The following is a 15,440-nucleotide window of genomic DNA, read 5'->3' as shown; positions in this document are numbered from 1 at the left end:
CTCTAGCTCTCTAGTCCTTGGCCTTCGAGTAGCCGAGCTTTGCAAACTGAGCAGCCAGCTTCTCGTCCACGATTGGAGCACCATTATCGTCGATGCCCTGGTCAGCAGGGGAGCGCGTCGGGTCAGCGGGGAAGTTTGGCAAGGAGCTGCGTGATAGCCAGGAGTCAAAGATGACATCCAGGTGCGAGGTGGTGATGCCACGCTCACGGCACACGCGGTTGGCCAGTGCGCGGAAGTCCACTGCATCGACCACACTGTGGCGGTTAGTGGTGGTCCACTTGCGCACCAGGTCAAAGAACACTTCGTCGCCCAGCAGCAGACGCAGAGCGTGCACAGTCAGCGCGCCGCGCTTGTACAGACGGTCGTCGAACATCAGCTTTGGCCCTGGGTTGGCGATGACGATGTCCTGCTCTTCCTCAAGCAGATCCAGGTAGTGCTTGCGGGCGTGCACATCCGCGCTGGCACCGCCGCTGACCTCGGACCACACCCACTCGGAATAGCAGGCAAAACCCTCGTTGAGCCAGATATCGCGCCACTGCGAAATGCCGACACTGTTGCCGAACCACTGGTGCGACAACTCGTGGGCAATCAGTCGATTCCACGTGTCCTTGCCGTCGGCGTGGTTGGCTCCGAAGATGGACAGACCCTGTGCCTCGATGGGGATCTCCAGGTCGTCTTCACAAATGACCACCTGGTAGGCACGGAAGGGGTAAGGGCCAAAGAGCTTGGCGAATTCATCGAGCATGCGTCCCTGGTCGCGGAAGTCGTGGCGGGCATTTGCCACCAACTCAGAGGGCACCCAGGCCACTACGGTCGAGGTCTGGCACGGCAGCTCGACCTTCTTAAACTGGCCGACATTGATGGTGGCCAAGTAGGAGGCCATGGGCTCCTCGGTGACAAACCGCCAGCGGCGGCGCGATCCGCCCACGTTCACCGGAGCGTCGGCAAGCCCTGGTGCGACGACCTCGTAGGGAGCGTCGGTGACCATCGTGAACTCGTAAAATGCCTTGACCTCGGGATCGTCATCGCAGGGGTACCACGACGCCGCGCCCACCGGCTGCGATGCCACGAGTGCACCGTTTTCGAGTTCCTCCCAGCCAATTTCGCCCCACTTCGAGCGCACCGGACGTGGCGTGCCCGAGTAAGTCACAATCAGCCGCAGCGTCTCGTCGGGAGCCAACTCGCGGTCAAAGGTGACGCGCAGCTTGCGTCCCGAATGGCGCCAGCGCTTTACATCGATTGAGTGTGCCTGCGAATCGGAAATCGCATCCACCGAATCGACCCCCAGCGCATCCGCAAAGTCGAGCGTGATGTGTGAGGTCCAAGCATTGATTTCGATATGCAGAGTCGCCGTCGCCTTCAGACGATTCGGCCCGACCCGATAATCGAGGTCCAGCTCGTATTTGTTCACCCGGAAACCCAGGTTGAACGCAATACCGGTATAAGGATTAGTGAAATCAGCGCTACTCACGGCTGTTACCTTACTTGAGCTTGTTCCACAGCCACGTAGATATGAGTGCCTCGACGAACGCGACCTGCGAATTATCCGCCGCGCCCGCGTGCCCGCCCTCTGTGTTTTCGTGATAGTCCACCGGCTGTCCCGCTTCCTCCAGCAGCCACGCCAGGCTCCGCGCATGCGCTGGGTGGACGCGGTCGTCCCTGGTAGACGTCGTAATCAACGCTGGTGGGTAGGCGCGCTGCTCTCGCTTGACGACGCGCTGGACCGGCGAATACTGCGCAATCGCAGCCCGCTCGGTGGGGTCGTCCGGGTTTCCATATTCGGCCATCCAGGAGGCTCCCGCGGACAGCTTGTGATAGCGCATCATGTCCGCCAGTGGCACCTGGGACACCACTGCGCCCACCAACTCCGGGTAGGAGGTTAGGCAGACAGCGGTCAGCAGCCCGCCGTTGGAACCACCGCGCACGCCCAGCTGCTCGCGCGTGCAGTAGCCGCGTTCAACCAGGTCGCGCAGCACGGCCTGATGATCCTCATAGACCCTCATCCGCTCAGTCTTGACCACCGAGGAGTGCCAGGTCGGGCCGAATTCGCCACCGCCACGCAGGTTGGCCTCCACGAAGTACCCGCCCCGCTCGAGCCAGGTCAGGCCACGAATCGCCGAGTACTGCGGGACCAGTGAGACCTCGAAACCGCCGTAGGCGTGCACGAGGGTAGGGGCTGGGTTCGGAGCGGGTGTGGCTGTGGTTGTCTCTGCACTAGCGCCTGCGTCAGCACTTGCACCAGCCCCCGCGCCGAAGCGACCGGTGATGCGATACGGAATCCGTGTGCCATCGGCCGAAGTCGCCCAGTGCTGCCGCGTCTCCATCCCCTCACTGTCGAAGAGCGCCGGAGCACGCCGCACTTCCGTGAGCGGGCTGCCGACCTGCCCGTACCAGAGGGTTGCCGGCTGCGTTGCCGAGGTCGACACCAACCAGATCTCATCGTCGCGTTCAGAGGCTGTATCAATCACGCTCACAGTAGCTTGCGCAGGTAACTCGCCGAAAGCCTCCACCGGCTCCCACGAGCCCTCCCGCAACACGACCAACTTCGTCGCCACATCCTCCAACAGCGTCAACACCAGGAAGTTCTTCGTCCACGCCAGCTGCTGGAACGAGGTGTGCGCATCAGGGGTGAAAATCACCTCCACCTCACGCGAGCCCGCCAGCCACTTTTCGAGCTCCACAACGGCCACGCCACCAGCCGGAATGCCATTGAACTCCGTGCGCGGCATCAGCACCAGCCACTGCCTATGGACACTCGTGCGACAGTCCTGCGGTACCTCCAGGATCTGCAGGGAAAAGTCCCCATTCTGCTGCGCCGCCAACTTGCCCGGACGCTCCGCTGCCACGAACCGCTGCGAATTATAAAAATCATGCGCACGCTCGACAAACAGCCGCTCAAAACCCTCCGTCGCGTCGAACCAGCCGCCCACGGCCACATCATCACTGTGGCCTGAGAAAATCACATCCGCGCTTGACGACGGCATGCCGCGCCGCCACCGACGCACCTGCCGCGGGTAGCCCGAATCCGTCAGTGACCCCGGACCAAAGTCACTGCCAACGAGAATTTCGTCACGACCCAACCAACAGACATCGGACTTCGCCTCCGGGAGGTAGAACGGCTCATCCTCCACAAAAGTGCAGTTGACGAGGTCAAACTCCCGCACCACAGTGGCATCGGCGCCGCCGCGAGAGAGCAGAATCAACGCGCGGTCATACTCCGGATAACGGCACACCGTGCCCTTCCAGACCCAGTTTTCTCCCTCGGCTTTCGCCAGCGCATCGAGGTCGATGAGAGTTTCCCACTCGGTCGCCTGCGGATCTTCCTGGCCAGCCAGATAGCTCTGCAACGAGGTGCGCCGCCACAGGCCCCGCGGATGCTCGGCATCCCGCCAGAAGTTATAGAGGTACTCGCCGCGCCGCACCGGGTATGCGATCCGGGCATCGGTGTTGAGCGTAGCCAGGATGCGTTGTTCCAGGTTGGTGCGGTCGCTGGTGTCGTCGGCAAGCGAATCGACACCTGCGACGGTGGCCTTCGACTGCGCGCGAGCCCACGCCAGCGCCTGGGAGCCGTCGATATCGTCCAGCCAATCGGGGACAAGATCAGTGGAGAGGAAGGAGAAATCGTTGCCCAAGTCGGTGTCCGTGTCGGTGCCCATGCCCACCACCGTAGCCGACCGCAGTAGGTAAAACCGGGACTCGCGCGTGAAGTAAAGACAAGTCGTGCGTAGACTTGTGCACGTGGCTGAACATTTTGATCTTGTAGTACTCGGCGGCGGTCCTGGCGGATACGTCGCAGCAATCCGTGCATCCCAGCTGGGTCTGAAGACCGCTGTGGTGGAGAAGCAATACTGGGGCGGTGTCTGCCTCAACGTTGGCTGTATTCCATCCAAGTCTCTGTTGAAGAACGCCGAGGTGGCGCACATTTTCAACCATGAGGCTAAGACCTTCGGTATCTCCGGCGATGTCTCCTTTGACTTCGGTGCCGCACACGCGCGTTCGCGCAAGGTGTCCGCGGGCATCGTCAAGGGCGTTCATTTCCTGATGAAGAAGAACAAGATCACCGAAATCAACGGTTTCGGTGAATTCACCGGCCCGACCTCCATGGCCATCACTGATGGCGATGACAAGGGCAAGGAAATTACCTTCGACAAGGCGATTATTGCAACCGGCTCTGTCGTCCGTTCCCTGCCGGGCGTTGAGGTCGGCGGCAACATCGTTTCCTACGAAGAGCAGATTCTCTCCGACGAGCTGCCGGACTCCATGGTTATCGTCGGTGCTGGCGCCATCGGTATGGAGTTCGCATACGTCTTGGCTAACTACGGCGTGGATGTCACCATCGTCGAGTTCATGGACAACGTTCTGCCGAACGAGGACGCAGACGTCTCCAAGGTTATTGCCAAGGAATACAAGAAGCTGGGCGTCAAGCTCATGACCGGGCACAAGACCACCTCCATCGTGGACAATGGTGACTCGGTTGAGGTCAAGGTCGAGGCCAAGGATGGTGGCGACGAGCAGACTCTGACCGTCGACCGCGTTATGGTCTCCATCGGCTTCGCACCGCGCACCGAGGGCATCGGCCTGGACAAGGCCGGTGTTGAGCTGGGCGAGCGCGGCGAGATTGTCATCGACGAGTACATGCGCACCAACGTCGACAACATCTACGCCATCGGCGACGTCACCATGAAGCTGCAGCTGGCACACGTCGCTGAGGCACAGGGCGTTATCGCAGCTGAGCACATGGTGGGTCACGAGACCGAGACCATCCCGGACTACAACATGATGCCGCGCGCAACCTTCTGTAACCCGCAGGTTGGTTCCTTCGGTAAGACCGAGGCGCAGGCCAAGAAGTGGGCAGAGGAGAACGGCCGCGAGATTAAGGTCTCCACCTTCCCGTTCTCTGCAAACGGTAAGGCCCAGGGTCTGGCGGAGCCGGCTGGTTTCGTGAAGCTCATTGCAGATGCTGAATACGGCGAGCTGCTGGGTGGCCACATGGTGGGCGCCAACGTTTCCGAGCTCATGCCGCAGCTGGTCCTGGCTGAGAAGTACGAGCTGACCACTGAGGAAATCGGCCGCGCCGTCCACATTCACCCGACCATGTCCGAGGCTATGAAGGAAGCAGCTGAGGGCGTTATGGGCAAGATGATCAACCTGTAAGAGGTTGTGGCTTTGGCCTGGGGCCAGTTTTCGCTGGTCCTGGCTCTCACCGGGCTGGTCCCGGCTCAGGCAGATACGAGTTAGTGCTTAAGTTTATGACAGTTTGACCGTGAAAATCGGTGCGAAAGTGTCATAAACTTAAGCACTTTCTTTTTGGGGTCTTCCTTTTTTGGGGCATCCTGCGCGAACCAAGCCCCCCCGCAAACAGGCCGGCCCTGCGCCCGTCGTAAAGCGAACTAGTACGGCGAGACGGTGGAGCGGTGCATGTTGATGTCGATATCGCGATGGATCGGCGGGAACGCGCGCTGCGGACAGGCCTCGCGGGAGCAGACCCTGCAGCCAGCACCGATCGGAGTGGCGGCGTCGAGGTCCGCGAGATCGAGACCATCGGCGTACACGGTGCGCTCAGCGTGACGGGCCTCGCAGCCCAAACCGATGGCAAAAACCTTACCTGGCTTGCCGAAACGTGCCGCGTGATGCTCCACGGTCCGCGAGATCCACATGTACGGCCGACCATCCGGCATGAGCGCGACCTGCCGCATGACTTTGCCGGGGTAGGAGAAAGTCTCGTAGACGTTCCACAACGGGCAGGTACCGCCCGAATGCGTGAAGTGGAAGCCCGTGGCGGATTGACGTTTGGACATGTTGCCCGCGCGGTCGACGCGCACGAATGTCCATGGAATACCGCGCAAGCTGGGGCGTTGCATCGTGGACAGTCGGTGGCAGATGGTCTCGTAGCCCACGCCGTAAGTGCGCGACAACAGCTCGATGTCGTAGCGTTTCGACTCAGCCATCGCATGGAACGACTCATACGGCAGAATAAGCGCCGCCGCGTAGTACGTCGCGACTCCGCGCTGCGCCAGCTTCCGCGACTCTTCCGACATGAAATGCCCGGACGCGACGGCTTCGGAAATGGTCTCGCCCTGCTCCAAAAACCCCAGCTCCGTGGCCATGCGGAAGGCCCGCTGTCCCGGCGAGAGGTGCCGCGCGAGGTAGAGCGTCTTCGTCCGCCGATCAAGGCTGTGCTGCACATCGCCTAACGACGATTCCAGCGCAATCCGAATCCCATGGTCGTTGGACAGCCTGTCGGCCAGCACAGAGACCACATCGGTGGTCTCGTCGGTGATGCGCAGCTCGCGGGCCAGCTCCTCAGCGGCGGTGTCGACCGAAGCGATGTAGTTCTGGCGGGCGTAGAAGTAGTCGCGGACCTCCTCATGTGGCATGGTCAGCGCCTGTGAGCCGGAGGCGGTGTCGGTGCTGTTGCCGAAGTTGCGCTCCTCGGTGGCCAGAGAGAGCTTGTCCGTGACGTTGCGGTAGCGGCGGTGGATATCCACCATGATGCGGGCGATATCAGGGTGGTCGCGAACCATTTCCGAGATCTCCTGCAGATCCATGGGGGACTTAGCGATCTCCTTGTCCATCACCACGTCCTGAACCTCAGCGAGGAGACGGGAGTCGTCATCGCGGGAGAAGAAAGTCGCGTCAACGCCGAATGTGTCCGTGATACGGAGCAGCACGGGCACAGTCAGCGGGCGGACGTCGTGCTCAATCTGGTTGACGTAACTAGCCGAGAGGCCCAACGCCTGCGCGAGCGCAGCCTGGCTGAGGTCGCGCTCGCGGCGTAGCTGGCGGAGGCGGGATCCGACATAGGTTTTCGACATACTGCCCAGCATATCGCGGGCTTTGCTGAACTTGTGTAGAAAACCGTTGCAACCTTTGCTTACGTGTGTAGGTGCTGAGGTTCTCAGGCACGCTTCACGACGGCCCGGAGTCGACACGTCGATGAACACACAAAAACACCCAGCGAGGGCTGCAAGTGCAACCCTCGCTGGGTGTTGAAGTTAGGCCCTTGACCTAAGCCCTAAGCCGAGTGACTTAGAACTGACCCTCCTCGGTGGAGCCCTTCAGGGCGGTGGTGGAGGAGTTCGGGTCGACGGTGGTGGCGATGCGGTCGAAGTAGCCAGCGCCAACCTCGCGCTGGTGCTTGACAGCGGTGAAGCCGCGCTTCTCGGCAGCCTCGAACTCGCGGTTCTGCAGGTCGACGAATGCGGACATCTGCTCGCGAGCGTAGCCGTAAGCCAGGTCGAACATGCCGTAGTTCAGGGCGTGGAAGCCAGCCAGGGTGATGAACTGGAACTTGAAGCCCATCTTGCCCAGCTCGTTCTGGAACTTGGCGATCTCGTCCTTCTCGAGGTGAGCGGACCAGTTGAAGGACGGGGAGCAGTTGTAAGCCAGGAGCTGGTCCGGGTACTCAGCCTTGACGCCCTCAGCGAACTTCTTAGCCAGCTCGAGGTCCGGAGTACCGGTCTCCATCCAGATCATGTCAGCGTACGGAGCGTAGGACTTTGCACGCTCGATGCACGGCTCCAGGCCGTTCTGGACGTGGTAGAAGCCCTCGGAGGTGCGGTCACCGGTGATGAACTTCTGGTCGCGCTCATCAACATCGGAGGTGATGAGGGTAGCGGCCTCAGCGTCGGTGCGGGCGATGATGACGGTCGGGGTGTTGGAGACGTCAGCAGCCAGGCGAGCAGAGGTCAGGGTGCGGATGTGCTGCTGGGTCGGGATCAGGACCTTGCCGCCCAGGTGGCCACACTTCTTCTCAGAAGCGAGCTGGTCCTCCCAGTGGGTACCAGCGGCACCAGCGTTGATCATAGCCTTCTGCAGCTCGTAGACGTTCAGAGCGCCACCGAAGCCAGCCTCACCGTCAGCGACGATTGGCAGCAGCCAGTTGTCGACGGAGTCGTCGCCCTCGATACGAGCGATCTCGTCTGCGCGGAGCAGAGCGTTGTTGATGCGGCGAACGACGTTCGGCACGGAGTTGGCCGGGTACAGGGACTGGTCCGGGTAGGTGTGGCCGGAGAGGTTAGCGTCACCAGCAACCTGCCAACCGGAGAGGTAGACAGCCTTCAGGCCAGCGCGAGCCTGCTGAACGGCCATGTTACCGGTCAGTGCGCCCAGAGCGTTGATGTAGGAGTCGTCCTTAACGTTGACGCCTTCCCACAGGATCTCAGCGCCGCGGCGAGCGAGGGTGTTCTCCTCGACGACGGAGCCCTGGAGCTCAGCAACCTGCTCAGCGGTGTAGTCGCGGGTGATACCTTCCCAGCGCGGGTTCTCGTCCCAATCCTTCTGGATTTCGGCGGCGGTACGTGCCTTACCAACGTTAGACATAAACGGAGTCACTTCCTTTTGCTTGCTTTTTGAACTCCGGGTGCTGACTTAAGAACAATTCCGACAGAACCGATCTACAGGCTGACCCGATAGTGACCGCGGTGTCACGTGAATGCAGGGGGCGCTAGCAGAGTGCTGTACCCCTGCACGCAAACACGCGAACAAAAACAATGTCCGCTTCCGCGTGCCATGTCTCACATTTTGGGGCATAGCGCTACGTTCGTCAAGCAGCTTCCGATGTGAATTCAAGTATGTAATACGGATAACACTTGTGAAGATTGCAAACATTGTGATGTGTAGCTTGGCTTTAACAATTTTCGCCTGTGACCGGCCGGTACATTTGTACTGTTATTTCCCTATGGCGGGCTCGCGAATAATGTTCCCCCCGCTTTGGGGTGATTTATATTTTGGTATTTATCAAAGCTGGCCGTTAACAGTGTTTGGGGTTTAGGGGGTGTTTCGCTACCCCCGAAATTACGGCCGTAAAGGTGGAAACGGGCTTCTAAATACACTGCCGTTACACCGTCAGTACCCCGCCGGAGCATCCCTGGGTAGTGGCCAGGGTCTCGGTTGTCATCTCGCTTTTATGGTCTGGTTTGAAGGCGGAGGCTGTAGCGACGTGATTGGTCGCTGGCCGTTGATACGCAGGTCGCAATAGTAAATGTCTGTGAGGCGTGACACTTTCCCATTGTGTGTGGTGTTCTGTGGCTGGAGGAAAGAGTGCCGGGGATGCTGCAGTCAATGCGGGTGGGGGAGGGCTGGTTGTGGCGTCAGGATTGAATGCCCGAATGGTCATTGGGGAGGGGTGGGGTCTGTTCGCAGGGTGCTCGTCGTAAAGCGAATGAAATGGCAAATGTGAGCGGCGCTATACCGGGCTGGCGGTTGGCGGTTATGGAAAAAGACGGTTCATAAGTGCGCCGAATCACATACAGTAGGGGAACAACGCATCCAGTGTGGGCCGCTGACGTGGCCATGGCTGGATGGGCAAATTGCAATCAATAGTTTTGAGGAGAGCAATGGCACAGCGTATTTCGGCAGGTGGAATGCAGGTCGCGAAGGTTCTTTACGACTTCGTTAATGACACCGCACTCCCCGCCGCCGGCATTGAGGACAAGGACGCGTTCTGGAACGGCTTCGGTGACATTGTCGCTAAGTACACTCCGCGCAACCGCGAGCTGCTGGCCAAGCGCGATGAGCTGCAGGAAAAGCTCGACGCTTGGTACAAGGAACACCCGGGCGAGCAGAATCAGGATGAGTACGTCGCATTCCTGAAGGAAATTGGCTACCTCGTTGACAACCCGGGTGACTTCCAGGTCACCACCGCTAACGTCGACACCGAGATCACTTCCACCGCTGGCCCGCAGCTGGTTGTGCCGGTCCTCAACGCCCGTTTCGCCATCAACGCTGCGAACGCACGCTGGGGCTCGCTTTACGACGCGCTGTACGGCACCAACGCTATTCCTGAAGATGGCGGTGCGGAGAAGGACACCCCGGGCTACAACAAGGTCCGCGGTGACCGCGTTATCGCATGGGGTCGTAACTTCCTGGACAAGGCTCTGCCGCTGGTCGACGGTTCCCACGCGGACGTCACCTCTTACGACATCGTCGACGGTCACCTGCAGGCAACCCTGGAAGGCGGCGCTACCTCCGGTCTGCGCGAGCCGGAGACCCTGGTCGGCTACACCGGTGACAAGGACGCACCGGAGTCCATTTACTTCAAGCACAACGGTCTGCACATCCAGCTGCTGATTGACCCGGAGTCCCCGGTTGGCAAGACCGACAAGGCTGGTGTCAAGGACATCATCCTGGAAGCCGCTGTCACCAACATCATGGACCTCGAGGACTCTGTCGCCGCAGTTGACGCTGCCGACAAGACCCTGGGGTACACCAACTGGCTGGGCCTGAACGTCGGTGACCTTGCAGTCGAGTTCACCCGTGGTGGCAAGAAGCTGTCTCGTGCCATCAACGACGACCGCACCTACACCGGTCTTGACGGTTCCGAGGTCACCCTGCACGGTCGTTCCCTGAACCTGATCCGTAACGTCGGCCACCTGATGCAGAACCCGGCCATCCTCGACCGCGACGGCGAGGAGATCTTCGAGGGCATCATGGATGCCGTCATCACCGCTGCTTGTGCAATCCCGGGCCTGGACCAGGACAACGCACGTAAGAACTCCCGTACCGGTTCGATTTACATTGTGAAGCCGAAGCAGCACGGCCCGGATGAGGCTGCTTTCACTAACGAGCTGTTCGCTGATGTGGAGAAGCTGCTGGGTCTGCCGCACAACACCCTGAAGGTCGGCCTGATGGATGAGGAGCGTCGTACCTCCGTCAACCTGGACGCTGCCATCAAGGCTGTCTCCGAGCGTGTCGTCTTCATTAACACCGGCTTCATGGACCGCACTGGTGATGAGATCCACACCTCCATCCAGGCTGGTCCGATGTTCCGCAAGGCTGTTCAGAAGACCGCTCCGTGGATGCTGGCTTACGAGGACAACAACGTCGACTCCGGCCTGGCACACGGCCTGCAGGGCAAGGCTCAGATCGGTAAGGGCATGTGGGCTATGACCGAGCAGATGGCTGAGCTGCTGGAGCAGAAGATTGGTCAGCCGAAGCAGGGTGCTTCCACCGCGTGGGTTCCGTCCCCGACCGGTGGTGTGCTGCACGCTACCCACTACCACGAGGTTGACGTCTTCGGCGTTCAGGACAAGCTGCTTACCGACGGTCGCCGCGACACCTTCGGTGATCTGCTCACCATCCCGGTAGCGGCAGCTAAGGCTGGTGAGCCGGGCGCTGACTGGTCCGATGAGGACAAGGCTAACGAGCTGGACAACAACTGCCAGTCCATCCTGGGTTACGTTATCCGCTGGGTTGAGCAGGGTGTTGGCTGCTCCAAGGTGCCGGACATCAACGATGTTGACCTGATGGAGGACCGCGCTACCCTGCGTATTTCCTCCCAGACTCTGGCTAACTGGCTGCTGCACGGTGTTGTCACCGAGGAGCAGATCATCGATTCGCTTCAGCGTATGGCCGAGGTCGTTGACCGCCAGAACGAGGGCGATGAGGCGTACCTGCCGATGGCCCCGGACTTCGACAAGTCCATCGGTTTCCAGGCTGCCAAGGAGCTCATCCTCGACGGTGTCAACCAGCCGTCCGGTTACACCGAGCCGATCCTGCACCGCCGTCGCCTGGAGTTCAAGAAGCGCGAGGGCATCGACCAGGATTAATTCTGGGTCAGGCTGCGGCTGCCGAGCCTGAAATAACAAAATAGCTACCCAAACTGCCGGTGTGTAGGTGGTATTGGCAAACCTCTGATGCCAATTCCGCGTGCGCGTCGGCAGTTTTATTTGTCGGTGCGGGGCGGGCTTGTGCTGGGAACGCACGCGTTGGGTGCCCCATGGTGGAAACATGCGATGCCCTCCGCCGAGATACCCGGGTTCACAAGCGGGGTAGGGGCAACGTTGCTAGCGTTGATTGAGAAGTTAATTGCGAATATGCAGTCTGTAACGTCCAAGGAGCTGCGACCCCCATGACTAATTCCACGACCGACAGTGCTACCAACCTTGCCAAGGCCAAAGAATTCCTCCATAGCGCGGGCGCAATCCTCTTTGACCTCGACGGGGTAATTACCCCTACCGCCGATGTGCACGAGCAGGCGTGGGCGGACATGTTTAGCGACTACTTCGAGCACAAGGGTGTCTCGGCCTACACAGAGGAGGACTACTTCACCTACCTCGATGGCCGCCGCCGCGATGAGGGCATCGCAGCAATCCTGGAATCTCGCGGCATTTCGCTGCCACACGGTAGCGATGAGGACACAGCGAAAGACGAGACGATTGTCGGGCTCGGGAAGCGCAAAAATGATGACTTCTTGGCGCGAGTCGAGAGGGGAATTGAGGCCTACCCGGGGTCGGTTGCGCTGCTCGACGAGTTACAGGGCGCGAGGGACTCGTCGGCAAGCGAAAAACCGCAGTTGGCGGTGGTTAGCTCGTCGAAGAACGCGGTGCCGGTGCTGACGGCCGCTGGGCTGCGTGAGCGGTTCGTGGAGATTGTTGACGGCGTGGTGGCGCATGAGAACAACCTGCCGGGTAAGCCAGCCGCCGATACTTTCGTGTACGCGGCGAAGAATCTGGGGGTGGCGCCGCGCGATGCTGTGGTGGTCGAGGATGCCATCAGTGGTGTGCAAGCGGGTGCAGCCGGCGCATTTGGTCTGGTCATTGGTGTTGACCGCGGTGCTGGTGCGGAAGCGCTGCGCCGAGCGGGCGCCGACGTTGTGGTCAGTGACTTGGCGGCACTCGTCTAGGCTGGCTCGTGACAAATGGCTGAGACAAAACCGGAAGGCATCATGGCCAACGATTCGACCACGGCAGCAGTCGACGAGACTGAGCGTGTGATTCCGCAGGGGCAGGGTCACGACGCGGAGACCGCAGAGGCTGAAAAACAGGAGGAGACGGTGTCCCCAGTTCGTCGTAAGCAGCGTCGTAACTTCCCGGCGGATCGTGCGGATAAGCACCACCACCTTGTAAATGCCGAGGGACTCATGGACCGAGACATCACTCCGGTCGATGAGTGGCGTCTGATTGAGACGAAGCCGAACGGCCTCCCGCTCGGTTTGGGCGAGACGCTGTTTGCGCTGTCGAACGGGTACATCGGCATGCGTGGCAACCCGCCGGAGGGCCGTGACTCCAGTGAGCACGGCACTTATATCAACGGTCTGCATGAGACCTGGCCGATTAGGCACGCCGAGGACGCCTACGGCCTAGCCCGCCAGGGGCAGACGATTGTCAATGCTCCGGACGCTAAGGCAATGCGTCTCTACATTGACGATGAGCCCCTGCGTCTCGGCAATGCTGAGGTCAGCGACTACGAACGTAGCCTGGATTTCCGCGAGGGCGTGCTGCGTCGTCGGTTCATTTGGCGCACCCCGGGTGGCAAGCGCGTTCGCGTCACCTCTGAGCGCATGGTGTCTTTCCAGGAAAAGCATGTCGCCGCGATGAGTCTGGAAGTCGAGCTGCTGGATGCGGATGCTGCGGTGATGATTAACTCGCAGATCCTCAACCGCCAGGACGGCGAGGACGAATACCACGATGCCGCTAAGGCGCAGGGCACCGAACTGGATCCCCGTCGCGCCGAGGCGCTGGAAGACCGCGTTCTCATTCCGGCATTTCAGTCGGAATCGGCGCACGGGCAGCGCTCGACGCTGGGCTACCGCTGCGCGAACTCCGGTATGACCGTGGCTACCTCCATGGACCACACCTTTACTGTCCGCACTCCCGACGGCACGGAGCCGTTCGTAGAGATTTCGCAGTCGACCGAGCCGGATGTGGCCAGCTCCCTGTTCAACCTGGATGCGCCGGTCGGCACTGTCATACGCCTGGAGAAGCTGGTCGCGTACCACTCCTCCCGTAAGGTGCGTGCCGAAGAGCTGGCATTCCGCTGTGAGCGCACCCTGAACCGCGTCGGCCGCATCGGCATGCTGGGGCTGATGGAGAACCAGGAGGAGTGGCTCGAACGCTTCTGGGAGCGCTCTGACGTGGTCATTTACAATCAGCCGGAGATTCAGCAGGCAGTGCGCTGGAACATTTGGCAGATTATCCAGGCCGCCGCCCGCGCCGAATTCCAAGGCGTCCCGGCCAAGGGAATGACCGGCACCGGCTACGGCGGCCACTACTTCTGGGACACGGAAATCTACGTGACCCCATTCCTTACCTATACGTCGCCGCAATTCTCGCGCAATGCCATGCGTTTCCGCTGGGACATGCTCGAAGCCGCGTGGGCGCGTGCCGACGAACTGGCGCACGACGGTGCCCTCTTCCCGTGGCGCACTATCAATGGTCAGGAGTCCTCGGCCTACTTTGAGGCCGGCACGGCGCAGTACCACATCGATGCGGACATCGTGTACGCGATGATGAAGTACGTCTATGCCTCCGGCGATGAGGAGTTCCTGCTCAAGGAGGGCACGGATCTGTTGCTCGGCACGGCCAGGTTTTGGATGTCGTTGGGATTCTTTGATGCCGAGCAGCGAGAGTTCCAAATTCACAGCGTCACCGGTCCAGATGAGTACAACACGGTGGTGAACAACAACCTGTACACCAACGTGATGGCGCAGTATAACCTGCGGGTTGCTGCGGACGTCGTCAAGCAGATGAAGCGTGATCGCCCTGCTGCCTATCGCGAACTGACCAACCGCTTCGACCTCACTGAGCGCGAGGTTGAAGAGTGGGAGCAGGCCGCTGAGGCGATGTACATCCCGTTCGATGAGAAGCTCGGCATTCACCCTCAGGATGACCAGTTCCTGCTGCGTAAGCGCTGGAATCTCGACGATCCCGAAGTTGGCCCGCTGCGCCCGCTGCTGCTGCATTACCACCCGCTGACGATTTACCGTCACCAGGTCATTAAGCAGGCGGACGTCGTCCTCGCACTGTTCCTCATGGGCAATCGCTTTACGACGGAACAAAAGCGCGCAGACTACATGTATTACGATCCGCTCACCACTGGTGATTCCTCGCTGTCCGCCGTTGTGCAGTCCATTGTTGCGGCCGAGTTGGGCTTGCAGGAGCAGGCAATGGACTTCTTCCTACGCGGACTCTATGTGGACCTGGCGAACTTGCATGGCAACGCTGCCGATGGTGTCCACGTCGCATCTGCCGGTGGTGTGTGGCAGTCCCTGGTCTATGGTTTCGGTGGTTTCCGCGATCATGACGGCCGCTACAGTATTGACCCGCGTCTGCCGGAGGACTGGAGTGGTCTGACGTACCGAGTCACTATTCGTGGTTGTCGTATCCGAGTGACGGTGCGCGGCCGCACGGTGGAAGTCGTCCTGGAGGAGGGAGACCACCAGGTTGGGCCGATTATGGTCGCAGGACATGAGGTGATCATTGGTCCGGAGCCGTTGACCGTGGTGATGGCGAACTCGGATCAGAGCGAGGATTAGTCGGACGGCTTCGGCCGTACACGGTGCCAATAGGGGGGGGATTGCCTGTTGGGGGTGGCTGTTTGGGCCTTTGGGGAATTCGGCAGGGGTAAAAATAAAGAATTTCGCAACATAATTATTGAGTATTAAATCCGTCCACCTGAGAAAAGTGGGCGGTTTTTTATTTTCGTGCTATTTATGTTGC

General features: G+C 60.3%; 8 protein-coding genes. 4 read left to right on the top strand and 4 right to left on the bottom strand.

The window, feature by feature from the left end; genetic code table 11:
• Positions 1-10 precede the first annotated feature (10 nt).
• Positions 11-1,471: a M1 family metallopeptidase gene (locus HMPREF2751_RS00385; protein WP_070595100.1), complete on the bottom strand. Its 1,461-nt coding sequence runs from the start codon at positions 1,469-1,471 to the stop codon at positions 11-13.
• Between the two features lie 10 nt (positions 1,472-1,481).
• On the bottom strand, positions 1,482-3,656 hold the full coding sequence (locus HMPREF2751_RS00380; protein WP_083304385.1) for a prolyl oligopeptidase family serine peptidase: 2,175 nt from the start codon (positions 3,654-3,656) through the stop codon (positions 1,482-1,484).
• An 82-nt stretch (positions 3,657-3,738) separates the two neighbouring features.
• On the opposite strand from HMPREF2751_RS00380, the gene lpdA reads away from it, so the two are divergent.
• Positions 3,739-5,154 carry a dihydrolipoyl dehydrogenase gene (lpdA, locus tag HMPREF2751_RS00375; RefSeq protein ID WP_070546388.1) on the top strand — a complete coding sequence of 472 codons (1,416 nt, stop codon included), beginning with the start codon at positions 3,739-3,741 and terminating at the stop codon, positions 5,152-5,154.
• Between the two features lie 236 nt (positions 5,155-5,390).
• On the opposite strand, the gene ramB is transcribed toward lpdA, so the two are convergent.
• Together ramB and aceA are read right to left on the bottom strand one after the other, a co-directional pair.
• On the bottom strand, positions 5,391-6,815 hold the full coding sequence (gene ramB, locus HMPREF2751_RS00370; protein WP_038629316.1) for an acetate metabolism transcriptional regulator RamB: 1,425 nt from the start codon (positions 6,813-6,815) through the stop codon (positions 5,391-5,393).
• A 214-nt stretch (positions 6,816-7,029) separates the two neighbouring features.
• Complete coding sequence (gene aceA, locus HMPREF2751_RS00365) at positions 7,030-8,322, bottom strand: isocitrate lyase (protein WP_016421960.1); 1,293 nt, start codon at positions 8,320-8,322, stop codon at positions 7,030-7,032.
• A gap of 1,016 nt (positions 8,323-9,338) precedes the next feature.
• Here aceA and HMPREF2751_RS00360 point away from each other — a divergent pair.
• The 3 genes from HMPREF2751_RS00360 to HMPREF2751_RS00350 all read left to right on the top strand — a co-directional run bounded on the left by HMPREF2751_RS00360 (position 9,339) and on the right by HMPREF2751_RS00350 (position 15,256).
• On the top strand, positions 9,339-11,549 hold the full coding sequence (locus HMPREF2751_RS00360; protein WP_070595098.1) for a malate synthase G: 2,211 nt from the start codon (positions 9,339-9,341) through the stop codon (positions 11,547-11,549).
• A 302-nt stretch (positions 11,550-11,851) separates the two neighbouring features.
• On the top strand, positions 11,852-12,625 hold the full coding sequence (locus tag HMPREF2751_RS00355; protein WP_172620228.1) for an HAD family hydrolase: 774 nt from the start codon (positions 11,852-11,854) through the stop codon (positions 12,623-12,625).
• A gap of 15 nt (positions 12,626-12,640) precedes the next feature.
• On the top strand, positions 12,641-15,256 hold the full coding sequence (locus HMPREF2751_RS00350) for a glycoside hydrolase family 65 protein (RefSeq protein WP_016421963.1): 2,616 nt from the start codon (positions 12,641-12,643) through the stop codon (positions 15,254-15,256).
• Positions 15,257-15,440: the final 184 nt, after the last annotated feature.

The sequence above is a fragment of the Corynebacterium sp. HMSC063G05 genome (genome assembly GCF_001810555.1).
Lineage (GTDB): Bacteria > Actinomycetota > Actinomycetes > Mycobacteriales > Mycobacteriaceae > Corynebacterium > Corynebacterium jeikeium_D.
The sequence above is the reverse complement of the archived record's forward strand: the minus strand, read 5'-3'. Positions and strand labels throughout refer to the sequence as shown.

Excerpts from the sequence above, each read along its gene's own strand:
- HMPREF2751_RS00380 (WP_083304385.1), bottom strand. The coding sequence starts at position 3,656 with ATGGGCACCGACACGGACACCGACTTGGGCAACGATTTCTCCTTCCTC.
- ramB (WP_038629316.1), bottom strand. The coding sequence starts at position 6,815 with ATGTCGAAAACCTATGTCGGATCCCGCCTCCGCCAGCTACGCCGCGAG.
- aceA (WP_016421960.1), bottom strand. The coding sequence starts at position 8,322 with ATGTCTAACGTTGGTAAGGCACGTACCGCCGCCGAAATCCAGAAGGAT.
- HMPREF2751_RS00360 (WP_070595098.1), top strand. The coding sequence starts at position 9,339 with ATGGCACAGCGTATTTCGGCAGGTGGAATGCAGGTCGCGAAGGTTCTT.
- HMPREF2751_RS00355 (WP_172620228.1), top strand. The coding sequence starts at position 11,852 with ATGACTAATTCCACGACCGACAGTGCTACCAACCTTGCCAAGGCCAAA.
- HMPREF2751_RS00350 (WP_016421963.1), top strand. The coding sequence starts at position 12,641 with ATGGCTGAGACAAAACCGGAAGGCATCATGGCCAACGATTCGACCACG.